Source organism: Mucilaginibacter celer, from assembly GCF_003576455.2.
In the GTDB taxonomy this organism is placed as follows: domain Bacteria; phylum Bacteroidota; class Bacteroidia; order Sphingobacteriales; family Sphingobacteriaceae; genus Mucilaginibacter; species Mucilaginibacter celer.
Window position 1 is genome coordinate 4423790 of record NZ_CP032869.1, and the last position, 24383, is coordinate 4448172.

Annotated in this window: 16 protein-coding genes; 8 read left to right on the plus strand and 8 right to left on the minus strand. The window is 44.2% G+C overall.

The window, feature by feature from the left end:
- Positions 1–5: 5 nt before the first annotated feature.
- Complete coding sequence (locus HYN43_RS17935) at positions 6–1724, minus strand: amino acid permease (protein ID WP_119410657.1); 1719 nt, start codon at positions 1722–1724, stop codon at positions 6–8.
- Between the two features lie 83 nt (positions 1725–1807).
- Here HYN43_RS17935 and HYN43_RS17940 point away from each other — a divergent pair, with 83 nt between their 5' ends.
- Positions 1808–2488: a phosphatase PAP2 family protein gene (locus HYN43_RS17940; protein WP_119410658.1), complete on the plus strand. Its 681-nt coding sequence runs from the start codon at positions 1808–1810 to the stop codon at positions 2486–2488.
- On the opposite strand, the gene HYN43_RS17945 is transcribed toward HYN43_RS17940, so the two are convergent.
- Together HYN43_RS17945 and HYN43_RS17955 are read right to left on the minus strand one after the other, a co-directional pair.
- The gene (locus HYN43_RS17945) at positions 2485–3156 is read right to left on the minus strand and encodes a hypothetical protein (protein WP_119410659.1); all 672 of its coding nucleotides are present in this window, start codon (positions 3154–3156) and stop codon (positions 2485–2487) included. The two genes, HYN43_RS17940 and HYN43_RS17945, sit on opposite strands and share 4 nt — an antisense overlap.
- Before the next feature lie 305 nt (positions 3157–3461).
- Complete coding sequence (locus tag HYN43_RS17955) at positions 3462–4919, minus strand: glycoside hydrolase family 130 protein (RefSeq protein WP_119410661.1); 1458 nt, start codon at positions 4917–4919, stop codon at positions 3462–3464.
- 499 nt (positions 4920–5418) lie between these two features.
- Here HYN43_RS17955 and HYN43_RS17960 point away from each other — a divergent pair, with 499 nt between their 5' ends.
- Entirely contained in the window at positions 5419–6096 is a 678-nt protein-coding gene (locus HYN43_RS17960; protein ID WP_119411274.1) for a response regulator transcription factor, read from the plus strand.
- A 9-nt stretch (positions 6097–6105) separates the two neighbouring features.
- Positions 6106–7434, plus strand: a complete 1329-nt coding sequence (locus HYN43_RS17965; RefSeq protein ID WP_119410662.1) for a sensor histidine kinase — start codon at positions 6106–6108, stop codon at positions 7432–7434.
- 120 nt (positions 7435–7554) lie between these two features.
- Here the strand turns inward: HYN43_RS17965 and HYN43_RS17970 are convergent, their stop codons facing one another.
- The 3 genes from HYN43_RS17970 to HYN43_RS17980 form a co-directional block, all read right to left on the minus strand.
- Positions 7555–8475: a DUF58 domain-containing protein gene (locus HYN43_RS17970; RefSeq protein WP_119410663.1), complete on the minus strand. Its 921-nt coding sequence runs from the start codon at positions 8473–8475 to the stop codon at positions 7555–7557.
- A 104-nt stretch (positions 8476–8579) separates the two neighbouring features.
- Positions 8580–8900 (minus strand): thioredoxin, encoded by a 321-nt coding sequence (gene trxA, locus HYN43_RS17975; protein ID WP_090531998.1) that lies wholly within the window; start codon positions 8898–8900, stop codon positions 8580–8582.
- A 534-nt stretch (positions 8901–9434) separates the two neighbouring features.
- Complete coding sequence (locus HYN43_RS17980) at positions 9435–10199, minus strand: SDR family oxidoreductase (protein WP_119410664.1); 765 nt, start codon at positions 10197–10199, stop codon at positions 9435–9437.
- A gap of 131 nt (positions 10200–10330) precedes the next feature.
- On the opposite strand from HYN43_RS17980, the gene HYN43_RS17985 reads away from it, so the two are divergent.
- Positions 10331–10744, plus strand: coding sequence for a winged helix-turn-helix transcriptional regulator (locus tag HYN43_RS17985; protein ID WP_119410665.1), 414 nt, complete (start codon positions 10331–10333; stop codon positions 10742–10744).
- Here the strand turns inward: HYN43_RS17985 and HYN43_RS17990 are convergent.
- A complete protein-coding gene (locus HYN43_RS17990) occupies positions 10741–10914 on the minus strand; it encodes an addiction module protein (protein ID WP_119410666.1) in 174 nt (57 codons plus the stop codon). The genes HYN43_RS17985 and HYN43_RS17990 overlap by 4 nt on opposite strands.
- 12 nt (positions 10915–10926) lie before the next feature.
- Positions 10927–14511: a DNA polymerase III subunit alpha gene (dnaE, locus tag HYN43_RS17995; RefSeq protein ID WP_119410667.1), complete on the minus strand. Its 3585-nt coding sequence runs from the start codon at positions 14509–14511 to the stop codon at positions 10927–10929.
- A 414-nt stretch (positions 14512–14925) separates the two neighbouring features.
- On the opposite strand from dnaE, the gene HYN43_RS18000 reads away from it, so the two are divergent.
- The 4 genes from HYN43_RS18000 to HYN43_RS18015 all read left to right on the plus strand — a co-directional run bounded on the left by HYN43_RS18000 (position 14926) and on the right by HYN43_RS18015 (position 24356).
- Entirely contained in the window at positions 14926–20112 is a 5187-nt protein-coding gene (locus HYN43_RS18000; protein WP_119410668.1) for a translocation/assembly module TamB domain-containing protein, read from the plus strand.
- A 6-nt stretch (positions 20113–20118) separates the two neighbouring features.
- A complete protein-coding gene (tamL, locus tag HYN43_RS18005; protein ID WP_119410669.1) occupies positions 20119–22398 on the plus strand; it encodes a translocation and assembly module lipoprotein TamL in 2280 nt (759 codons plus the stop codon).
- 107 nt (positions 22399–22505) lie between these two features.
- Positions 22506–22970 carry a retropepsin-like aspartic protease gene (locus tag HYN43_RS18010; RefSeq protein WP_119410670.1) on the plus strand — a complete coding sequence of 155 codons (465 nt, stop codon included), beginning with the start codon at positions 22506–22508 and terminating at the stop codon, positions 22968–22970.
- 555 nt (positions 22971–23525) lie between these two features.
- Complete coding sequence (locus HYN43_RS18015; RefSeq protein WP_119410671.1) at positions 23526–24356, plus strand: M57 family metalloprotease; 831 nt, start codon at positions 23526–23528, stop codon at positions 24354–24356.
- Positions 24357–24383 lie beyond the last annotated feature (27 nt).

Here is a 24383-nt window from a genome sequence, read left to right on the forward strand (position 1 = left end):
AAGCTTTACTTTGTTTTGGCTGCAGCTTCTTTGCCTATCACGCTGTTTTTATAGCTATAGGTGAAGTAGATAACCAGGCCAATAATGAGCCAGATCAAAAAGCGGATCCAGCTGTCGTAAGTTAATTCGGCCATTAAATAAAAGCAGCTTAGTAATCCCAACACCGGGATAAGCGACAGCTTTTTGATTACAGCCAATACTGTTAAAGTAGTTGACAGCAATATAAAAAGGAAGAATGGAAATTTTTGATGGATATTCTCGCCCGAAAACAACCCAAGGAAATTATTCCAGCAAAGAACCAATACAATAATGTATATCACCGGTGCAATCCATTGCGAATTGATATAAGGCAGATGAAATTTACCTTTGGCAGCCTCTTCACGAGGCAAAAGCAATACACCGCCGCAAACCAGCACAAAGGCAAACAGGGTACCGATACTGGTAAGATCAGTTACCACGGTAAGATTTAAAAACAATGCCGGTACTGCCACTACAAAGCCGGTTACAATAGTTGAAAACGAAGGAGTTTGATATTTAGGGTGAATGCGCGAAAAAACTTTCGGCAACAAACCGTCGCGGCTCATGCTCATCCAGATGCGTGGCTGGCCTAACTGAAATATCAGCAATACGCTGGCGGTAGCAATTACAGCGCTTATGGAAATTACATAGCTGATGTTATGCAAACCAACCTTGGCAAAAACAAATGCCAGCGGATCGCCTACCTGCAGCTCTTTATAGCTTACCATACCGGTTAACACCAGCGAGATGAGCACGTACAACACCGTACAAATAACCAGCGAATAGATCATGCCGCGGGGCAAATCGCGCTGTGGCCGTTCGCATTCTTCGGCCGTGGTTGATATGGCATCAAAGCCTATGTAGGCAAAAAACACGCCGGATACGCCTTTCATCACACCACCAAAGCCATTAGGCAAAAACGGGTGCCAGTTGGCCGGAGTAACGTAGAAAAAGCCTATCACAATAACGGCAAGTACAATGGCTATTTTTAAATACACCATGGCATTGGTTGCCTTTTTGGTTTCGCGGATGCCTATGTACACCAGGTAAGTAATAATTATTACAATGAGCAGGGCCGGCAAATTAGCAACCAGTTTTAAACTGCCAAATCCCGGAGCACTATCCCAGGCGGCGGCGTTTTCACGCATTACATCGGTAATTTTTGATAGCTGGTTGCTGGCTGTAAATTGCACAACATCCTCATGCGCCCTGAATACCGTAAAATAATCTGTATAAAGATATCGTGGCAAATGGATCTTAAATCCTTCGAGGAAGTTTACAAAATAAGTACTCCAGGATATGGCCACAGCTATATTGCCGATGGCGTATTCCATTAACAGATCCCAACCGATAATCCAGGCAATCAATTCGCCAAATGAAGCATAGGCGTAAGTATAAGCACTGCCGGCTACAGGGATGCGCGAGGCAAACTCGGCATAGCAAAGGGCAGAAAAGCCACAGGTTATGGCGGTAATTACAAACAGGATACTCACACCGGGCCCACCCTGAAAGGAGGCTTCGCCAATGGTAGAGAAGATGCCGGCGCCTACTACGGCGGCTATCCCCATTAGGGTAAGGTCGCGTACGTTAAGTTCTTTCTTGAGTTGTGATGTTGTTGTTCCCGGGTGCTCGCCATCTCCAAATCCGCATTCAACATCGTGCAATATTTTTTCTACTGATTTTTTACGAAAGATACTTTTCGACATGTAGTTTAATCAATTAAATAGCTAATCAATCTCAAAGCTAATCATTTTTTTGCTTTGAATAAGTATATGGCTTACTTTGCACCATGAAGATAAGAATAAAAGATGTTTTGCACAGGATCCGCCCTTTTTTTATCCTTTACCTCATCCTTTTATCAACCTGCCTCATTATTAAACTGCTTTGCAGTCGAGAAAGTATCTTTTTTACCGTTAATAGCTGGCATCAGCCCTGGCTTGATACCATTGAGCCTTACATAACCGATATTGGTGATGGCACCACAGCGGTAATATTATCCTTACTGATGTTATTTTTCAGCTACCGCAACTGGCTGTTGCTGGCATCAAGTTATGCCGTTACCTCTATAGTAGCGCAAATTCTTAAAAACATCTACGTAGCTCCCCGGCCCAAGCTATATTTTGCCGAACAGTGGAGCCGGGTACATACCGTTGATGGTGTTTATATACTGGAAAAATACAGTTTCCCTTCGGGGCATACCGTTAGTGCTTTTTCGGCGGCGCTGGTTATCACTTATTTGTGTAAAAACAAAGGCTGGGGTGTCCCAGCCTTGTTTGTTGCCATAATGGTTGGCTATTCAAGAATGTATTTAACCGAACATTTTTTTGAAGATGTGCTTGCCGGCTCGGCTATCGGCGTGTTCGTTACTATATTCTGGCTTAACTGGCTTGATGGTAAGCAATTTATTCATTCGGCCGGATGGAACAGAGGTTTGCTTGATCTTGTTAAGAAAAAGCCTGCAACGCATTAAACTCCGGCTTCCAGCTGCCTGTTTTTACGGCGCATAACCGTAAACACAATAATAAACACAATAATTGCCCCGCCACCGTAAATGCCGATTTTTGCCGGTGATGATAAGCCTTTTGCGTCCGACAGGTATTGGTCTCGACGATCTAAGGTTGGCGCTATCCTGATGGAGCTTGAAAATTGTTTCAATTCGGCTTTAGCCAGATCGGCCCTTTGCTCGGGATAGTTATATTCAAAAGTATAAGTAACGTCCTGGGTGTATAACAGGATAAAGTTTCTCAATTCGGGCGATTCGCCTGTTGAGCCGCTGTTATCAATCCTCAGGGTAAACACTTTACCTTCCAGTTTGCCGATGGTGGTATCGCGTGGATACATCACACTACCATTAACCGATTGTTTCTGGATGCCGCTGATATACGTTTTGAACACGTTTTTCAAATCCTTTTCTTTATTCAAAGGCTTGGCGTTGGGCGGGTTAGGAACCCGTAAAACCAATATATTTCCCAACGATCCGGTACCCTGGTAGATCTGCTGGCCTAACGTATCTTTTTTTGTAAAACCTGTAGGCAACGACACCGTCACAAGGCTATCTATCTTTACGGGCTTCAGTGCCTGGCCAAAACCCGAAAGCGAAAACAGTATAATGCTTATGCTTAAAATTATCTTTTTCATACTTTATTAAACTTGAAAAAGACGCTTTGGTTTTAATTAATGATTTAAAAGATTGCTTTTGTGAAAATCAAATGACTTATTATCAGATAATTGATCTATTTTTTTAGCTAAAAGCGGAAGGCTGAAAGCGGAAAACTTTTTGAGGTATTCAATTAAAAAACTAACGCTGGTGCGCGCGTGCCGCGCGTTCCTAAGCAAATGGAAAAGCAGCAGCACCATGTATTATGGCTACTTAGCATGCGGGGCACACGCGGCACGCGTGCGCCAGCTATACCTTTTTTGCTTTTTGCTTTCGGCTTTCGGCCTTAAGCTTTCAGCTTAACTAAAAGCTCATCTAAACAAACTTCGGCAAAAGCGGTAGACGAATCCGAAACGCCATAAGGGATAATCAGTTTATTGTTGTGTACGATGGAGCCGCAGGAATACAGCACATTGGGCACATATCCCTCCCTTTCATCAGCATTGGGGATTAATAAAGGTTCGCGCAGCCTGCCTATCTCTACCGTAGGATCATCCAATTTAAGCAGGCTTGCCCCCAGTACATAGCGTCGCATAGGGCCAACGCCGTGGGTAATCATGATCCAGCCTTCTTCAGTTTCGATGGGCGAACCGCAGTTGCCCATCTGTACAAATTCCCAGCTAAATTCGGGGTGCTGCAGTTTGATGGGTTTTTCCCAGATGTTAATCTTGTCTGAATACATGATGTAGTTGTTGCAACCGTCGATACGGGATATCATCACATATTTACCATTCACCTTGCGCGGAAAGAGGGCCAGGTTTTTATTCTGGGCGCCCGCGCCGTATAAAGGCATTATCTTAAAATTATAAAAATCGCTGGTTTGTAGCAACTTAGGCATAATCAGCGAACCATCGTAAGCTGTATAGGTGGCGTAGTACAGTTTTGTTCCATCGTCATTAGTAAAATGTACAAATCGCGCATCTTCAATGCCTTTCCGTTCATACTCCGAGATAGGAAAGATTACCCTGTCGGAAACGTCGGTATCCAGCGAGAAAACAATTTCGTAGTACGAATCGGCCAGCCACAGCACTTTATCATATTCCAGGCGCTTCATGTCATCCTCCTGCAGTTGCTGCGAATCCATAATAATGCGGCGCAGGTTTGAATACTCAAAATGATGATCAAGTTTACTCTCCAACTCGCTGATTACATCGATGCTGATTTGAGTGATGGCTGCTTTTTCAAAAAACAGTTTTTTATTGTACACCGCGTTACGTACTATCTCGGCCTCGTCAATATAGTCGCCGGCGGGTTGGATGCTGATATTGTTGAATTTATCAATCATGGCCCGGCGGAAGGTGATGGACGAGATATGCCCCTCGCCCACTGCCCTGAAACTGATGATTACCCGGCGTTGCCCGTCTTCCAGTTCGGTTTGGTCGGGATCTTCAACGATAGAGGGATTAAAAAACGCGGCCGATTCGATGGAATATTCGTGGGTAAAATACGAACCAATAAGCAGTTTACGGTAAACTGTGAGGGTATCAAAATCGATGTTAAGTTCTAAAAACAAGGGCTTCAATTTGGCGCAATGCCTGCCAAGCACGCGGGTAATATTACGGTGGCGTTTGGAATATTCCTGAAGTATTGGAGATACTATACCGAAAGCATCATCCTCGCTGATGCGCATTACGCGCTCAATAACTTCCTTTGCCCTGTCGTTTCCATTAAAAAAGAACCTGGCTATAACACGTTTCGGGTCGGGGTTTACTCTGATGGGCTTGCGTTCGATAGAAAGTCTCATAGTAGATATTGTAGCTTTTATGGGTAACAGCGATTATTGAAAATTGATTTGGACAATTTGAATTTAGCGTTGCAGATGATTTTTTTGCGACAAACAGTTTAAGATTTAAGGCACGCAAAGACGCAGAGGCGCAAAGATTTTTAAGGACTGATAGTTTTAGATTTTTAAGAACGCAAAGATTCTGTTTTGTTGGTTACTACTCAAAGTTTTTAGATAATCAAAAGCGCCCATACATAGCAACTCAGCTTCAACCTTGTTTTTCTTTGCGTCTTAACCTCTTTGCGTACTTAAAAATCTGCGACATTCATATTTATTTACAAAAACCTTTGCGTCCCTGCGCCTTTGCGCGCCTTAAAATCTTCAACTATAGATAGCAACATTGCACGCTAAACACATTGCCCAACATTGCGCTTCTTCATCATTTACTAATAATCCTCACGTACACTTGCCTCAAATTGCGGCGCTTATGATTTTGGATAATTTTGTAACTTGCACAGATATGAACGTGTTAATTGTTGAAGACGAAAAAGGCCTGGCACTTGAAGTTGACGAATTTTTGAGCCATGAAGGTTTTACGGTTGAGCATGCCCGCACCAAAAAGTCGGCATCCGAAAAAATCTTTGTAAACAATTACGATTTTATATTGCTTGATCTGGGCCTGCCCGATGGCGATGGCTTCGACCTGCTTAAAATGCTGAAGGGCATGGCCGAGCGCGAAGACGCCGTAATTATACTAACTGCCCGCGGCGCCGTTGACGACCGGGTATCGGGTCTTGAACAGGGTGCAGATGATTACTTAGCCAAGCCCTTTTCATTAAACGAGTTATTAGCACGCATGCATGCCATCACCCGCCGCAAACACCGGTTGGAGAGTAATGACATCAACGTTAAAGGCTTAAAAATCAATATCCAAAACCGCACCGTTACCTATAACGAGGAGCGCATTGCCCTCACCAAAAAAGAGTTTGAAATTTTCAACTACCTGGTGCTAAACAAAAACCGGGTAATATCGCGCACCAACCTTACCGAACATGTTTGGGGCGATGTGCTGGAGATCAACTCCGACTCGAACTTTGTTGATGTGCACGTAAAAAACCTCCGCAAAAAATTATCGGCCTACATCCCTATCGATTGGTTTGAAACCGTACGCAGCATTGGTTACCGGATCAACATCTAACAAAAACAGATGAAATTACAGGTAAAACTGGCCCTTTATAACACGTTAACCAAGTTAGCCATTATCCTTTTTACGGGCTTATTGATCCTGCTTTCTATCGAAAAGATCTCGTATAACCATATCGAACTGCGGCTGGAGGATGACGAGCGCGAAATGCTGCGAAGCCTGAGTTCGAAGGAAATTAACCGCTACCTGGCCAACCAGGAAAAATATACCGATTATAATATTTTAAAGGAGGAGTTTATTACCATAACTCCCATCAAATTTCAGCCAACGGTAACAACCGGTAATAAATTTACCACCGAAACCAGGGCGGTTGATCGTAACGACCAAAACGATCAAACTTACCGCATCCTCACCCACCAGTTTAATTTTAACAACCACAGTTACCAGCTGGAAATTGGCGTCTCCATTACCTCTATCGAGGAGTTAAAATCCATCATTAAAAGGTTTACCCTGTTAACCCTGGTTATTGCTTTGGCCCTTACCCTGGCAAGCGACCTTGTGTTCACCAAGTTTTTATTGGCTCCTTTTTACCAGATCATTGATCGTAAACTGATAAAGGTGAACGATCCGCTTAATTTTGATTACGAAAAGGTAAAAACTACCACCCAGGATTTTGAACTGCTTGATGACAGCATCAGCTCGCTGATGAAAAAAATCAGTGCGCTGTTCAGCCTCGAAAAACAGTTTATTGCCAATGTATCGCACGAATTGCTTACGCCCATCTCCATCATCAGTTCGAGGCTCGAAAACATCCTGCTACAGGAAGAACTGAGCGAAGCCAGCGAAAACAAAATGCATGCCTCGCTTAAAACTTTAAACAGGCTAAAATCCATCATTAACAGTTTGCTGCTGATCTCGAAAGTAGAGAATAACCAGTACGATAAAGCCGATGTGGTTATGATAGCCGGCGTAATTATGGAAATTCAGGAGGAATTGGAAGACCGTATGGACGAAAAGCGCCTCACCTTTACCAACAACATGAAGTACATTTACTCCATAATGGGTAACCGGCCTTTAATGCACACTTTGTTGTTTAACCTGGTTAATAACGCCATCAAATACAATAATCCCAAAGGCAGCATCACCATTAGCGACGAGTTGAAAGACGATATTTACATCCTCGAGATTACAGATACCGGCCTGGGCATGGATCAGCGCCAGATTGAAAGCGCCTTTAACCGCTTTGAAAAATTTGAAACCGACGAAAGGGAAAGCTACGGCCTGGGCCTGGCCATTGTAAAAAGTATCACCGCGTTTCACGGCATTAAAGTAAAAATTGATTCGGTTAAAGGTAGGGGCACCAGCATTTACCTGGTGTTTAACCGCGAGTAATCTTCACTATTTCTTCACAGCGTACCTGTTACTTCGCAATAGTTTAGTTTACTTTTTTAATTTCCCTATTAAATTAAACAATTGAGACGCCGTTATCTTTCACAGATAACGGCATTTTTATCAAATCATCTTGTTCCGCTTAACCAGGTAGGTATTTAAAATATGATTATACCCCTCGTTAATATCAGCATCAACCAAATCAATATGGTATTGCGCGCATTTTAACTCAAGTTGGTGTCGATACTCATTCAGCGAAGCTTTGTAAGCATCCCGCACCCGGGCCGGGTTTACTTTCAGTTCTTCGCCGCTTTCAATATCCACAAAATGGTGCGGGCGGTTATCAAAATTAAAATCCAGCTCCTTTTGCTTATCAGTTACGTTAAAAATAACTACCTCGTGTCTGTTAAACTTTAAATGCTGAATAGCTGCAAACAAGGCCTGTTGCTTCTCAGCATTGAGGCTATTCTCTAACATATCGCTAAAGATGATCACCAGCGAGCGCTGATGAATTTCCTGGGCTATATGATGCAGCACATTGGTGATATTGGTTTGCGTATTTACCTTCGGGCTTGCGTACATTTTCTCCAGCTCGGCATAAAGGTAAAACAGGTGTGTAGTGGTTGATTTTGCCGCACTGATCCAGTCTATCTTATCTGAAAACAGGCAAAGCCCAAAAGCATCCCGCTGTTTTTTAAACAGGTACATAAGTGATGCTATAGCGTAAACCGAAAACTGCAGCTTATTGATGCCAACCTCGGGGAAATTCATGGATGATGAAGTATCCAGCAGCAGGAAGCAGCGCAGATTGGTTTCTTCCTCAAATTGCTTTACAAACAGCTTATCGGTGCGGGCCAACAGTTTCCAGTCGATATTTTTTACCGATTCGCCGTTGTTGTACAGGCGGTGCTCGGCAAACTCGACAGAAAAACCATGGAAGGGGCTTTGGTGCAGGCCGGTTATAAAACCCTCAACCACCTGCCGGGCTAAAAGCTCAAGATTGGCCAGTTGCCTTATTTGCTGTTCTTCATTTAATTTGGGCATAGGCTAATATAGGGCATAAAAAAAGCGTTGCAAAATTGCAACGCTTTTTCACTAAAATATGTTGTGTTAATGCTACAGTGGATAGCATTAAATAAGCTTAAGGGTTATGCTAACTGTTTTACCAGTTTATCAGTTAATACTGATTTTGGCACAGCACCGATTTGTTTATCCACAATTTCGCCATTTTTGAAGAACAATAAGGCAGGGATGTTACGGATACCGTATTTTACAGATATACCTGGGTTGTTGTCAACGTCTACTTTACCAACAACAGCTTTGCCTTCATATTCTTTTGCAATATCTTCAACTACCGGACCAACCATCCTACAGGGGCCACACCATTCTGCCCAAAAGTCAATTAATACCGGTTTGTCTGATTTCAGGACAAGCTCGTCAAAGTTTGCATCAGTTATTTCTAAAGCCATGATTTCTATTTTTTAAATTTTGTACTTACAAATATATGCTATTCAAATTGCTTGCCACAAGTGCTTTGCTGACATTGTGACAATTTAATTATTATAATCCGCATGCTTAACGCAGGCATGACCATTTGTCGCGTTTACACCCTTAAGTATCGCCTTGCGACATGACGTATTTACACAAATTACCTGTTTACAAAGCATATTTACAATTGCGCGGGCGGGTTATTTTTTAACATTGGCCACATTAATTAACATTGCGGCTGTCTGAATCAGAATTTACAAAATTTTAGAATTAACAGAATGATTGTCTAAGCTATAGTTTTCTGAACCCGAATTTTAAAGGAATTTTTAAAATTTACTGAATTTGCTCAGCATTCTGAAAATCGTAAAATTCTGTAAATTCTGATTCAGACAAAAACGACCGGAAGCTGAGCCGCCGGCCGTTTATATATTGCCCCAATCACCTAATCCTTCCTGATTTTCCCATGAGCAATATTTTTAAAATTCCCCCCTTCAGGGGAGATTTAGAGGGGCTAATTATGCACCTTTCAAGGTAGCCATACCACCATCAGCAATCAGTTCGGCACCGATTACGAAAGTTGAATCATCTGATGCGAAAAAGGTAACCGCTTTAGCAATTTCTTCTGATTGACCAAAACGGCCTACCGGGATCTGTTTTACCAATTCGGCACCCATGCCTTCTAATTGTTCCTGGGTTAAGCCTAATTTATCGGCAGTATGTAAAGGTGTTACAACCGGGCCAGGGCTTACTGAGTTAACCCTGATACGACGTGGCAACAACTCGGCCGAAATGTTTTTAGCTAACGAAAGCAATGCTGCTTTACTTGCCGCGTAAACGGTAGCACCGGCCATACCAATGTGGGCATTGATAGAAGTGTTCAGGATAATTGAACCGCCATCGTTAATTAATGGTAATAATTGCTGGATGCTGAAGTAAGCACCTTTAAAGTTGATGTTCATGATATCATCAAACATCTGCTCGCTCATTTGCTCGGTTGAATTGAACTGACCGATACCAGCATTGATAAATACAATGTCAATTTTTTCGGCAAGGGCTTTTACTTTTTCGCCAAGTTGGTTTACCTGCTGCATGTCGCCGCTATCGGCAATTACACCTTTTGCATCGGCACCTAATAGTTCAAGTGCCTCGTTAATAGCTTTTTCGCTTCTGCCGGTGATGATCACTTTTGCACCTTGTGCAATGAACTCCTGAGCTGTGGCCAGGCCTATACCACTGTTGCCGCCTGTAATTACTGCTGTTTTTCCTTGTAACTTTTTCATTATCTTTGAATTGATACATCAAAGGTACAGTGTGGAACGAGGCCCGTCAAGAATGCACCATTTTGTATGGAGCGCACCTTTTGGTAGGTTATGAGCCGGTTTGATGCAATCAAAACATCGCTATTTTAGATATGACAAAAAACAGACATTCCGATCATTCATGCACCATGGCAGCAGCCCTGAGCGTGATAAGCGGCAAGTGGAAACTACGTATAATTAACCAATTACTATCCGGCCAAAAGCGCTACAGCGAAATAAACCGGGCCATTCCCGGTATGACCGAGAAGATGCTTTCGCAACAGATCCGCGAGCTGGAAGAAGACGGCATTGTAACCCGCAAAGTTTTCCCCGAAGTACCGCCGAGGGTTGAATATTCCCTCACCCCGATAGGCGAAGAACTATCATCCATATTTTACACCCTCGAAAGATGGGGCAGCCATTACATGACGGTTACCAATGCCAACGGCGAGGTGGTGCAGCCCGATTATACTTGTTACACTTTGGTGAAGGATAAGGATGAGGTGATGAAGGCAGAGGTTCTTTAACTTGCAGCAGATTGATCATCATGGCGGTTTCTGATTTTGACTTTAACCTCTTCCCAAGAAATACCCTTTACTCTCCCGCTTTCATAATCATCAACACGCGATTGCATTTCAGCTAAAAAATCCTCGTCGTCCCAATGATCTTGTGGTTCAGCTTGTTTCTTCTCTTCCATGGTAAATGCTATTTAACTCAACACCGGCTCCTCATTAGTTAAACTAAATATCCCTTCCATCAGCTCATCGCTCGGGCTTACTTTAAATGATTTGGATGATAGCTCAACCTGCATTACCTCTTCCCTATCCCTGATCTGGAAACGGAGTTTACAATTTTTCACCGGGTACTTCTCATTGTTTTCATTAATCATCTGCTGGATGTCATCAAGTAGTTTGGTGGTAAGCTTGTTTACATCAATACAAACGGTTAATGATTTGGTGAGTTTATCGCGCATTTCGGATAGCAGGTCCATCACCATAATGCGGAGGTCCCAGTTATCTTTCTGGCGGAATTTTTCTTCGATATTGCCTTTGATGTGCAGAAAGTAACCATCCATCATCATGTTACGGAACTTCACATAATCATCGCCAAACAGCGCAAATTCGTACGATTCATTGTAATCTTCCAAAACAAAGGTACCGAATGGTTTGCCTGTTTTGGTCATTTTGTGTTGCACGTTGGCAACAAGGCCACCTATCCGGAGTTCACCACGTTTTCTGAGCTCGTTGAACGCACCCATTACGTCTTCACCACCCTCGCCCGAGCGGGCCTTTTGCATCAGTTTTAAATCGCTGATGGTGGCATTACAGAAGCGCTTAAGCTCAACTTTGTAATTATCCAAAGGATGACCGGTAAGGTAAATACCGATAACCGTTTTTTCATATTTTAACCGCTCTATCAGCGGCCATTCCTCAACCTCGGGCATAGCAGGCTCCGGCACATAAGATGCTACCGAGCCACCAAACAACGATGATTGAGAGGTGCTTTGTACGTTCTGATAATCGTTGGCGTATTTTATCAGGCGCTCAACACCTGTTAAAGTTCCTAATTCGGTTTTGGCAAAAAACTGGGCACGGTGTACACCGAAGCCATCGAAAGCCCCGCCATAAACCAGGTTCTCGTACGATTTACGGTTTACGCTACGGGTATTTGACCGGCGTGCAAAATCATAAAGCGTTTCGAAAGGCCCATTGGCCATTCGCTCTTCAATAATACTTTCAACCGCTTTATCGCCCACTCCTTTAACACCCGTTAAACCAAAGCGCACCTGGCCGCGTTTATTCACCGCGAAGGCCATGTCCGACTCGTTGATATCCGGCCCTAATACCTCAACACCCATCCTGCGGCACTCTTCCATAAAGAAGGTAATTTTTTCGATGTTGTTCTGGTTGTTTAAAACCGCCGCCATATATTCCGACGGGTAGTGCGCTTTTAAATACGCTGTTTGGTAGGCCACAAAGGCATAGCAAGTGGAGTGCGATTTGTTGAACGCGTACTGGGCGAATGCTTTCCAGTCGGTCCATATTTTGGTGAGCTTATCTTTGGGGTGCCCTTTGGCTATGGCCCCATCCATAAACTGGGCTTCCATTTTGTTGAGTACCTCAATCTGCTTTTTACCCATCGCCTTACGCAACACGTCGGCGTCACCTTTACTAAAGCCGGCCAACTTTTGTGACAGGAGCATCACCTGTTCCTGGTAAACGGTGATACCGTAGGTTTCGCCAAGGTACTCCTCCATATCCGGCAAATCGAACACAATAGGTTCGCGGCCGTGCTTACGGGCAATAAAGTTAGGAATGTACTCGATAGGGCCCGGGCGGTACAGGGCGTTCATGGCTATCAAGTCCTCAAACTTATCGGGCTTCAGCTCGCGCAGGTACATTTGCATGCCGTCACTTTCAAACTGGAAAGTACCGTTGGTATCACCACGTTGATAAAGCTCATATGTTTTCTGATCCGTTAGCGGGATGTAGTCGATATCTATACTGATGCCATGGTTCTGTTTAATCATCCTCAGAGCATCCTTAATAATGGTAAGGGTTTTCAGGCCCAAAAAGTCCATCTTAATTACGCCTGCATCCTCAATTACACGACCATCGTATTGAGTAACTAACAGGTCGGAGTCTTTGGCAGTTGCCACCGGAACAATCTCCGTTAAATCGTAAGGGGCAATGATGATACCTGCCGCGTGTACACCAGTATTACGTACCGAACCTTCCAGCTTTTCGGCTTCGCGCAGTACCTGTGCTTTAAGGTCGTTACCGTTTAGGATCTCTTTTAGTTCGGGAACCTGCTCAATGGCGTCTTTTAGGGTGATACCCAGTGTTTCGGGCACCAGCTTCTTCATGGCACTTACATCGGCAAGGGGCATATCCAATACACGGCCTACGTCCTGGATACTGGTACGGGCAGCCATCGAACCATAAGTGATAATCTGGGCCACCTGGTTTTTACCGTATTTATCAACCACATAATCGATAACCCGTTGCCTGCCGGCGTCGTCAAAGTCGGTATCGATATCGGGCATCGATTTACGGTCGGGGTTCAGGAACCTCTCGAACAGGAGGTTGTACTTTATTGGGTCGATATTGGTGATGCCGATACAATAGGCCACCACCGATCCCGCCGCCGAACCACGCCCCGGACCAATAAATACCCCCATATCGCGTCCCGCCTTGATAAAGTCGGCCACAATCAAAAAGTAACCCGCGAAACCCATGGTACGAATGGTGAACAACTCGAAGTTGATCCGCTCTTCGGCCTCCGGACTGATATCGATGTAACGCTCCTTGGCACCCATAAAGGTAAGGTGCTTCAGGTACTCCCATTGGTTCAGGGTATCGGCATCGGGGGTGTTGTGAATTTTAAATTCTTCGGGGATGATATAGTTGGGCAGAAGGATATCACGTTTAAGCTTCAGTACCTCTACCTTATCAACAATCTCGTTGGTATTATCTAACGATTCGGGCAGATCATGGAACAGCTGCCCCATTTCGGCCTGGGTTTTAAAATAAAACTGGTCGTTAGGGAAACCGAAACGATAACCTTTACCGCCTTCCTCGTCGGTTGCTATCGGGGTGCTTTGCATATCGCCCGTGTTTACGCAAAGCAAAATATCGTGCGCGTTCGAGTCCTGCTGATCAACATAGTGCGAATCGTTGGAGCAGATCACTTTTACGTTATACTTTTTTGCATAGGTAAGCAGCACATTGTTGATGATCTGCTGCTCTGGGATCTCGTGGCGTTGTAGTTCGATGTAAAAATCCTCGCCAAACAGGTCGAGCCACCATTTAAATTCCTTCTCGGCGTTTTCGGGAGTATCGCGCAAAATAGCCTGCGGTACCGATGCACCGATGCAGCAGGTGGTAGCGATAATGCCTTCGTGGTATTTTAAAATAAGCTCTTTATCAATACGTGGCCATTTGCTGTAAAGGCCTTCCATATAGCCTAATGAGCATAGTTTCACCAGGTTTTTATAGCCGGTTGGGTTTTTGGCCAGCATCAGCTGGTGGCGGCGTACGTCTTTATTCTCTTTGGTGAATTGTTTTTTATGCCTGTCTTCCACCACATAAAACTCGCAGCCTACAATGGGCTTTACGTTGTGCTTACCAGCCTCGGCCACAAATTTAAATACGCCGAACATGTTACCATGATCGGTAATGGCCAGGGCTTTCATCCCGTCTTTTGCGGCTTTTTTGTACAGCTTCGAAATATCGGCGGCACCGTCAAGCAGCGAGAATTGGGTATGTACGTGGAGGTGAGAAAAATCAGGCATAGTAAATCCGTTTCAACAAAATCTGTAAAGAGGTACAAAGTTAAAACAAGTTAAGTATGTAAAATGTTAAAAAGTTGCGTTGTGGAAATTTTTAGTTAAAGCCGCTACCCCATATTTGCAGATATACAACAGCACAGAAATATCGCTTTAAAGGAGGCACCTACGTAGCCGGAAATATTTAACAATTTGAACTACAAACATGGTACCCCTACGGAGTTGAAAAACAACTATGCAAACTCCGTAGGAGTATCATGTTTATAGATAGCAATCAAAGATTTTCTGGCTCCGTAGGTGCCTCCTAACCGGCTGATAGTTAAAAATGGGATTTATCCTTGCATAAACACGACGCCTTAGTTAGCATGCTATTTGTTTATATATAGCTACATCATCTTTACCCTTGAAATACTTATACAATTGAAAAAAATACTACGAATAACCCTTAAAACCATCCTTTGGATACTGGTAAGTGTAGTTCTGCTGGTTATCCTTGTAGTAATTTTGATACAGGTTCCTGCTGTCCAGAATTTCGCTAAAAACAAAGCCGTAACTTTTTTACAGAATAAAATCCATACCAAGGTCGAGATCGGGCATATCAGCCTTGGCCTGCCCAAACTATTGGTTTTGGAAGATGTTTATTTTGAAGATCAGAAAAAAGACACCCTTATTGCCGGGCAAAAACTAAAGGTTGATATCAGCATGTTGAAACTGCTGCACAACCAGGTTGAGGTGAACGAGATCAATTTGCAGGGCATTACCGCCAACGTAAACCGCGGTGCCGATAGTGTTTTCAACTTCGATTACATTATGAAAGCCTTCGCGGGCGAGCAGAAAAAAGAGGTTAAGCCTACCGATACTACCTCTACCATGAAATTTTCGGTTGATAAGATCATCCTTGATAAGATCAACGTAAAATATAAAGATGCCATTACCGGTAATGATGTAAAGTTTTTGCTGGGCCACTTTGATACCCGGGTTAAGGATTTTGATATGGATAAGATGAAGTTCACCATACCGAAAATTACCCTGAGCGATGTGAACGCGAAAATAATCCAAACGCCAACGGGTACCCCTCCTCCGCCCGATACCGCCACCGCTCCATTGAACATGGATTTGAATTTAGGTGTGATCGATATCTCCAAAATAAAAGTAGATTACCAAAGCGCCGAAATGGGTGCCAAGGTTGATCTGAGCAAGTTTTTGGTAGAGATGGACAAGATCGACCTGAAAAACCAAAAAGTAGCCATCAAAAATATTGAACTAAGTGATACCAAAGCGGGGCTAAGTTTAGCCAAACCTAAAACCGTAGCTAAAGAAGTTGTTAAAGCGGTTAAGAAACTGGATACGCTGGTATCCTCTCCCACAAAATCGGCATGGAGGGCAACCATTGGTAAGGTTACTTTCACTAACGATAATATTAAGTTTGATAACGAGGCGCAGAAAGCTATTGCCAAAGGTTTGGATTTTGGCCACATGGATATCCGCAGCCTGAATGCTGAGGCCGAAGAAATTTCATACAGCCCGGATACCATTTCGGGCAAGATCAACTCGTTCAGCTTTAATGAAAAAAGCGGCTTGAAGGTTAACAAGTTCCATACCGCGTTCCTGTACGGACCAACCAATGCCTACCTGAACGATCTGCTGTTGGAAACGCCGAATACCACGCTGCAAAAATCGGTACAGGTGCGTTACCCATCTATCGATGCCATTACCAAAAACATCGGCGCGTTGGGTATCAATGCTAATTTGGATGGCAGCCATTTAGGTTTAAAGGATGTTTTACTGCTGATGCCTACCATGGCCAGCATTGAGCCGTTCAAATCATCGCCGGGAACGGTGTTCAAGATCAATGGCAAGGTGAGCGGACAGGTGAACAACCTGGATATCCCTAACCTTGAAGTTACCGGTTTAAGCAGCACCCACATCAAGGCATCTGCCAAAATGAAAGGCCTGCCCGATGTTAACAAGTCAACCTTTGATGTTAACATTGCCGACTTCAGCACCAGCCGCAGCGATATAGCCAAACTGGCCCCGGCAGGCAGTATTCCATCAAACGTGAGCATCCCCGAAAAAATGAGCCTAAAAGGTAATTTTAAAGGGAGCATGTACACCTTCAATACAAAAATGGGCCTCCGCTCAAGCTATGGCGCGGTTGATCTGGTGGCAGCATTGAAGAACGGCCAAAACAAAAACGCGGCAACTTATATCGCCAGCATCAAGGCTAACGAACTGAACGTTGGCGCGCTCACTAAACAGCCGCAAATGGTTGGCCGCATTACTATGAGCGCTAATGTTAAGGGTACCAGTCTCGATCCTAAAAAGGCAAGCATAGCATTTAACGGCAATGTGGCTAAGGCTTACGTGAAAGGTTACACCTACCATGACCTGGTAATGAAGGGCACATCGAGCAATGGTGCTTACACTGCTGTTGCCCGCATGAAAGATCCTAACATCAACTTCAGCCTGGATGCCAAAGCCAATCTCAACAAAAAATACCCGGCAGTTAAAGCTACTTTAAATGTAGATAGCATCAACCTTAAAAACCTCAATTTTGTTAAGGATGAGATGCGCTTTCACGGTAAGATAGTGGCCGATGTACCAACTGCCGATCCGGATTATTTGAACGCCGATATCAAAGCTACCGACCTTTTGGTAGTGAACAAAGGCCAGCGCATTCAATTGGATACTATCACTCTGGTTTCAACAGCGAGTGCGGATAGCAGCACCCTCCGCTTAAAAACTCCTATCATGACCGCGCATATGGCCGGTAAGTATAAACTTACGCAGATAGCTCCGGCCATTCAGGATGTGGTTAACAAATATTTCAATACCGCGATAGCCGGTGGCCAGCAGGTTGCTGTAAAAACCAAGGGAGGCAAAACGGTTAAAACCAAACCAGCACCGGTAGCTAAGTACGATGCGCAGCAATTTAAATTTGAAGCCCGTTTGGTTAAAACGCCACTACTTACCCAATTCGCGCCCGATCTGAAACAGCTGGACCCGGTATTATTGAACGGTAGCTTCAACAGCCAAACCGGCGAGTTGGTTGTTAAAGGTTCGTTGCCAAAAGTAGTTTACGGTACAAACACCATTAACAAAGCATCGCTTAATATCAATACCGCCAACAACGCGCTTAATTATAATTTTTCGGTTGATGAAGTTAAAGTTGGCAGCTCTGTCGACCTTTTATATACCAGCATTTCCGGCGCTGCACAGGATAACAAAGCCGGCGTGAGCATACAAGTTAGGGACGCGGCTAAAAAAGAACGTTTCAGGATAGCAGGTACCTTCAGCATTTTGCCTAACGAGTACCAGTTTAGCTTTAATAAAGATGGTTTATTGCTCGATTATATGCCATGGGCCGTTAGCGATGATAACTTTTTGCAATACGGACCAAAAGGTATTCTCGCACATAATTTTACCATCACTAACAATAACCAGGTGTTGAGTGTTAACAGCAGCACGCAGGAGTTTAACAGTCCGCTGAATGTGAAGTTCAATAACTTCCATATTGAGGCGCTTACCAAAATGGCCAAACAAGATTCCTTACAGGTAGGCGGTACCATTAATGGCGACGCGCAGGTGAGCAATTTCCAAACTTCGCCGGTGTTTACGGCTGCCATCAACGTAAATGATTTTAATTTTAAAGGAGATACCGTAGGCAACATCGCCCTCAAAGTAAATAACCAAACCGCCAATGCTTATGCCGCCCAAATGAGCATCACCGGCAAAGGCAACCAGGTTGATTTGAACGGCACTTACTACACTTCGCCCGAAAGCCGTTTTGACCTCGATCTGAATATCGTAAACCTGAGCATGAAGAGCATCGAAGGTTTCAGCTTTGGCAGTATCCGCAACTCTACGGGCAATATAACAGGCGGATTAAAAATATCGGGGACAACTACCGCGCCATCAGTTCGTGGCGATATCCACTTTAACAAGGTTGGCTTTAACGTATCCATGCTGAACTCCTACTTCAGGATGCCACAGGAGAGCATCACATTCAACAACGAAGGTATCCGCTTTAACGATTTTACATTGGTTGATTCTACCGGGCAAAAAGCGGTGGTTAGCGGCAGTATCTACACCAAAACCTATACCGATTTTGCCTTCGGGATGGATATCAATGCCGATAACTTTAGGGTTACCAACTCCACCCAGGCCGATAATAAGCTTTACTACGGCAAGCTTTACGTAGATACCCGCATCAAGATTCGGGGTAACATGGCCAAGCCTGTGGTAGATGCTAACCTAACCGTGAATGATAAAACCGACATGACCTTTGTACTGCCAACCAACGATCCGGCGGTTGAAGACCGTAAAGGCGTGGTTGACTTTATCGACAAAGACGCGCCGAAGATGGATTCCATCCTGCTGGCCCGCCAGTTAGATTCGCTCAAAAAATCGGATGTTACCGGGCTTGATGTTTCGGCTACCATCACCGTAAATAAAAACGCTGCCTTTACCATTGTGATAGATGAGCGTAACGGCGACGTGGTGCACCTGAAAGGCGAAGCCAACCTCAACGGAGGTATCGACCCGAGCGGCAAAATCAACCTTACCGGTACCTATGTGGTTAATTCCGGTTCGTATAACCTGGCTTACGCCACCGTTAAACGTACCTTTAACTTTAAACAGGGCAGCACCATTGTGTGGACCGGCGACCCAACCAGTGCCAATATCGACCTTACCGCGATTTATGTGGCCAACGTACCTCCTATCGACCTGGTTGAAAACCAAATAACCGACGCGCAAAACTCAACCATGTACAAGCAAAAACTGCCTTTTAACGTTAACCTTAACCTGAAAGACCAGCTGCTTACACCGGCCATCAGTTTTGATATTGTGCTTCCGGATAGTACCTACTCCGTTTCATCAGATGTGGTGAGCAATGTTAACACCCGCCTCACCCAGATACGGCAGGACCCTAACGAACTGAACAAACAGGTATTGGGTGTTCTGGTGCTGGGCCACTTTATTGGTGATAACCCGCTGCAAAGCCAGGGTGCAAGCACTACGGTTGAAGGTACCATACGTAATAGTGTGAGCAGCCTGCTTTCAGATCAGTTGAACCGTTTGGCCGGCAGTTTAATATCCGGCGTTGATCTGAACTTTGGCTTAACCTCCGGCGAGGATTACTCGACGGGCACGGCTACCAACCGCACAGATTTGAACGTTGGCTTATCCAAACGCTTCCTGAACGACAGGCTTACTGTAAGTGTGGGCAACAACTTTAACCTTGAAGGTAACCAGCCGGGCCAGAAAGCATCCAACATTGCCGGCGATGTATCTATAGCCTATAAACTAAGTAAGGACGGCCGCTATACCCTGCGCGCTTATCGTCGCGATGAGTTTATTGTGATACAGGGCCAGATCATTGAAACCGGTGTTGGCTTTACGCTTACTGTGGATTATAACCGCTTCCGCGAGATCTTCCGTAAGCGTACACCAGAAGAACGCAGGTTGCGCCGTGAGTATAAGCAAAAACAAAAAGAAGAAAAAGAAAAACAGGAACAGCAGCAAAAGGAAGCTGATAAGGCGCTTGAGCAAAAAAACACGCAGCAGCAGCAAGACAAGCAACCTCAAACAACTACATCAAACTAAGCCTATATGACCAAAAATTTAAAATATATTTTGCTCTCATCCGTTTTACTAAGCTCCTGCAGTACAACCAAATTCCTGGCACCCGGGCAAAAGTTGTACACCGGCGGCGAAGTAGTGATACAGGATTCTGTTTTGAAAAAAAGCGAGAAAAAAGCCATGAGCGAAGAACTTGACGCTTTATTACGCCCGGTGCCTAACAGTTCCATTTTAGGGATGCGTTTTAAACTTTGGCTCTACTTTAAAACTCAAACAAAAAAAACCAAAGGCCTTGCCCACTGGCTTCATAAAAAAGGCGAACCCCCTGTGCTGATCAGTTCGGTTAACCTTGATCAAAACAGCAAGATATTACAAAACCGGTTACAGAACGAAAGCTTTTTCCAGGCACAGGTAAGCGGCGATACGTTGAGCAAAAAACCTACATCGAAAGTTGCCAAGGCGGTTTATACCGCGGTAACCGGTCCGGGATATAAGATCAGGAAGGTGGTTTTTCCGCAGGGAAACAGCAGCATTGATACCGCAGTTAAAGGTACATCGGCCAAAACTTTGTTGAAAGTTGGTGATAAATATAACCTGGATGTGATTAAAACCGAGCGCTTACGTATTGACGCTAAGTTGAAGGAAGAAGGTTTTTACTATTTCTCGCCCGAGGATATTATTATGCATGTGGATAGTACGATAGCAGATCACCAGGTGGATATTTTTGTAGCCGTTAAAAACGAAACACCGGGTAGGGCAAAAAATATTTACACCATTAATAACCTGTATGTATATCCGAGTTATTCGTTAAGAGACACCTCATTAATGAAGGATAAGGCAATTAAATACAAATGGTATAATATTGTTGAGCGTCGCAAAACTGTGCATACTTATGTGTTTGCCAATACTGTTTTGATGCGTCCGGGCGAGGTTTACAATCGTACAGCGCACAATAATTCATTAAACCGTTTCATTAACCTTGGTCCTTATAAATTTGTAAAAAACAGGTTTGAAGATGTATCTGCTGATTCATCAAAACTGGATGTTTACTACTTTCTTACCCAGTATAAAAAGAAATCGTTATCGCTGGATATTTTGGGGCGTACCACGTCGGCCAACTATACCGGTACACAGGTTAACCTAAACTGGCTTAACCGCAACGCCTTTAAGGGTGCCGAATCGTTAAAAATCACCTTATTCGGAAGTACTGATGTGCAGGTAGGCGGGCAAAACGCGGGCTACAACGTATACCAGGCCGGTATCCAGACTACCTTGTCATGGCCGCGCTTTATCGGGCCTATTTACCCTAAAGCCGCGGATGCTTATATCCCGCACAGTAATTTGAGTTTGGGTTACTCTATAGTAAACCGCCAAAAGCTATATAATTTAAATTCGTTTAATTTATCCTTCGGTTACCAATGGCGCGAAACCGAGCATCGTTCGCACGAACTTAACCTAATCAATTTCCAGTTTGTAAACCCGCTGAGCGTATCGCAAAAATATACGGACAGCATCAACAGGAAAGATGTGCCGGTTAACCCTGCCTTGAAACACGTTATCGATAAGCAGTTTATCCTCGGCCCAAGTTACAGCTTTACCTACACCAATACCAACGAGGATTACCGCACCAATACGCTGTATTACAACGGAAAGATCAGCCTATCCAACAATATATATGGTTTGGTTACAGGTGCCGATAGCGCGGGCGGCAAGCCTAAAAAATTGTTCGGCGCTATATTTAACCAGTTTGTAAAACTGGAAAACGAGATCAGGTATTTTCATAAAACCGGCGCGAACAGCACTATTGCCAGCAGGCTTATTGTAGGTGTTGGTTTGCCTTATGGTAACTCAACCCAGTTGCCTTACAGTCAGCAGTTTTTTATAGGCGGACCGAATAGTTTACGTGGTTTCAGGGCAAGGGCTATTGGTCCGGGTTCGTTTGATCCGGCAAGTGGTGCAGGTACAGGTGGCTTTTTGGCTGATGAATCGGGCGATATCAAAGTGGAGGCCAACATCGAATACAGGCCAAAACTGTTTAGCATAGTGCGTGGAGCTTTGTTTGTAGATGCAGGTAATATCTGGCTGCTTCACTCCAACGGCTCACAACCGGGCGCGGTGTTCAACAAAAGCTTCCTGAACGACCTGGCCGTTGATGCCGGCTTCGGTTTAAGGTTTGATTTAACAGTATTGGTTCTCCGTACCGATCTGGGTATCCCGCTGCGTACACCTTACGTTCGCGCAAACGAGCCGCGTTGGGATTTTAATTTTAACAAGAGTGTGTTTAACCTTGCTATCGGTTATCCGTTTTAATATAACTTAATAAGTATTGGAGGCCCCGGTTGGTAATCGGGGCTTTTCTATTTGAAACCGTTCGATTAATCAGCACATTTGCACATCTGTAATCCGCATATCTATAAATGACCATATCCGTTCCACTCCGCATCATCGACCTGCATGGCGATGGCTTTCATCCCTTAGTTGAAGTTATGTTATTCGGCAAGCCATTTATTATGGTACTGGATACCGGGGCATCGAAAACAGCCTTCGATCAAACCGTGCTTTCGGAAGCCAATGAGGCCATGAACATTTTAGCCAGCGATAAGCTCTCCACCGGTTTAGGTACCAATACCATGGCATCGTTTACAGCCACCATAAGCGATCTGCAAATAGGCGAACTGCGCATTGCCGAATTTGAAGTGGCCGTGCTTGATCTGTCAACCATCAACGTAGCCTACAGCCAGATGGGGCACCCACAGGTTTTGGGTGTTTTGGGCGGCGACATTTTAATGAAATATAAAGCGGTGATTGATTATGGTAAGGGATTGTTGAAGCTGAAAGCCATAGCGATAAATAAGCGCAGGGCTATGCATGTGGTGAAGTGATTGATCATATAAACAATATTTCATTCTATTCGCTGTTGCTCAGTTCCTGCCCATAGCTGTTAACTTAAGAAAGAAATTTCGCAATTTCAAGCGTCTACGCTTGAATTATTCGAGGTTGGAGCGTCCACGCTCCCGGTTTATAGCAAGCGTGGACGCTTACTTCCAGGATAGTTCGAGCGTGGACGCTCAAACTTGCGAAATATAAATCAGAATGCAACAGCTCTGCTCTCAAGAGGGGAATTGCACAAGCCCAACGCTTTTTTGCATAAGTAGACGGCTACTCTCAAATGGGATTTTAAAATCGTTTAAACACAAACACACTTTTCTTCCGAAAAAAATTTCCTTTCAGGTTAACATCCTGCCATAAAATACTAAATCGATTTTAAAACAACTAAAAAGTATATTTTTCTTATTGATTAAATAAAGTATCAAAATCAAGAATATTTTATTCAATATCAGTTAAATAATTAATAACATTTTATTTATATATTACGTAACAGTTAATAGCACTGGCCAGTTGCTGAGAATTTTATACATCTAAACGTAACTAAAACAATGAAAAAAAACCTATTAATTGGGATTGGGCTAAGTGTGCTTATCGCAATCTCCGTACTGTTCTCATGTACTAAAGAAAACAAACCTCAAACCAGCACGGCCAGCAAAACCGAAGTATCTGATGATGTAAAGAAAAACATCGCCAGCCTTGGTTTCAGCACTGATGATGTACACCGCCAGGGCGATAATTACCTTGTTGAAGGTGATATTTTGCTAACTCCGGCTAACCTGGCGGAGGCAAGCACAAGCCCTACCCTGCGCATTGCCGATGTTGAACAATACCGCACTACCAATCTGGTTAAAAACTTACCGCGCACCATTACTGTATCGGTATCAAACCTTCCTACTGTTTACCTTAACGCGGCAACTGCCGCCGTAGCACGTTACAACGCCTTAAACCTTACCCTCAAATTTCAGATGGTAAGCAGCGGCGGTGCCATCCAGATTATCGGTTTTAACCAGGGCCCAAGCGGTGGTTTTATCACTTTAGGTTCATCGGGTTTCCCTACATCATCCGGCAACCCTTACAGCCAGATCCAGATGAACACCAACCCGCAAGCTTATGGCAGCAACCCTAATCTTGGTTATGTTACTTCGGTAATTCAGCACGAAATGGGGCATTGCATCGGTTTCCGCCATACCGATTACATGAACCGCGCGTTTAGCTGCGGCGGCGCACGTGATAACGAAGGTTCGGCAGGTATCGGTGCTATCAACATTCCCGGAACGCCAACCAAGGCCGATGCCGGATCATGGATGTTAGCTTGCTCAAATGGCGGCGACCGTACATTTAATGCTAACGATCAGATTGCGTTAAACTATCTGTACTAATCTCTGTTTAGCTTATAATTAGCTAAA

Excerpts from the sequence above, each read along its gene's own strand:
- HYN43_RS17935 (WP_119410657.1), bottom strand. The coding sequence starts at position 1,724 with ATGTCGAAAAGTATCTTTCGTAAAAAATCAGTAGAAAAAATATTGCAC.
- HYN43_RS17940 (WP_119410658.1), top strand. The coding sequence starts at position 1,808 with ATGAAGATAAGAATAAAAGATGTTTTGCACAGGATCCGCCCTTTTTTT.
- HYN43_RS17945 (WP_119410659.1), bottom strand. The coding sequence starts at position 3,156 with ATGAAAAAGATAATTTTAAGCATAAGCATTATACTGTTTTCGCTTTCG.
- HYN43_RS17955 (WP_119410661.1), bottom strand. The coding sequence starts at position 4,919 with ATGAGACTTTCTATCGAACGCAAGCCCATCAGAGTAAACCCCGACCCG.
- HYN43_RS17960 (WP_119411274.1), top strand. The coding sequence starts at position 5,419 with ATGAACGTGTTAATTGTTGAAGACGAAAAAGGCCTGGCACTTGAAGTT.
- HYN43_RS17965 (WP_119410662.1), top strand. The coding sequence starts at position 6,106 with ATGAAATTACAGGTAAAACTGGCCCTTTATAACACGTTAACCAAGTTA.
- HYN43_RS17970 (WP_119410663.1), bottom strand. The coding sequence starts at position 8,475 with ATGCCCAAATTAAATGAAGAACAGCAAATAAGGCAACTGGCCAATCTT.
- trxA (WP_090531998.1), bottom strand. The coding sequence starts at position 8,900 with ATGGCTTTAGAAATAACTGATGCAAACTTTGACGAGCTTGTCCTGAAA.
- HYN43_RS17980 (WP_119410664.1), bottom strand. The coding sequence starts at position 10,199 with ATGAAAAAGTTACAAGGAAAAACAGCAGTAATTACAGGCGGCAACAGT.
- HYN43_RS17985 (WP_119410665.1), top strand. The coding sequence starts at position 10,331 with ATGACAAAAAACAGACATTCCGATCATTCATGCACCATGGCAGCAGCC.
- HYN43_RS17990 (WP_119410666.1), bottom strand. The coding sequence starts at position 10,914 with ATGGAAGAGAAGAAACAAGCTGAACCACAAGATCATTGGGACGACGAG.
- dnaE (WP_119410667.1), bottom strand. The coding sequence starts at position 14,511 with ATGCCTGATTTTTCTCACCTCCACGTACATACCCAATTCTCGCTGCTT.
- tamL (WP_119410669.1), top strand. The coding sequence starts at position 20,119 with ATGACCAAAAATTTAAAATATATTTTGCTCTCATCCGTTTTACTAAGC.
- HYN43_RS18010 (WP_119410670.1), top strand. The coding sequence starts at position 22,506 with ATGACCATATCCGTTCCACTCCGCATCATCGACCTGCATGGCGATGGC.
- HYN43_RS18015 (WP_119410671.1), top strand. The coding sequence starts at position 23,526 with ATGAAAAAAAACCTATTAATTGGGATTGGGCTAAGTGTGCTTATCGCA.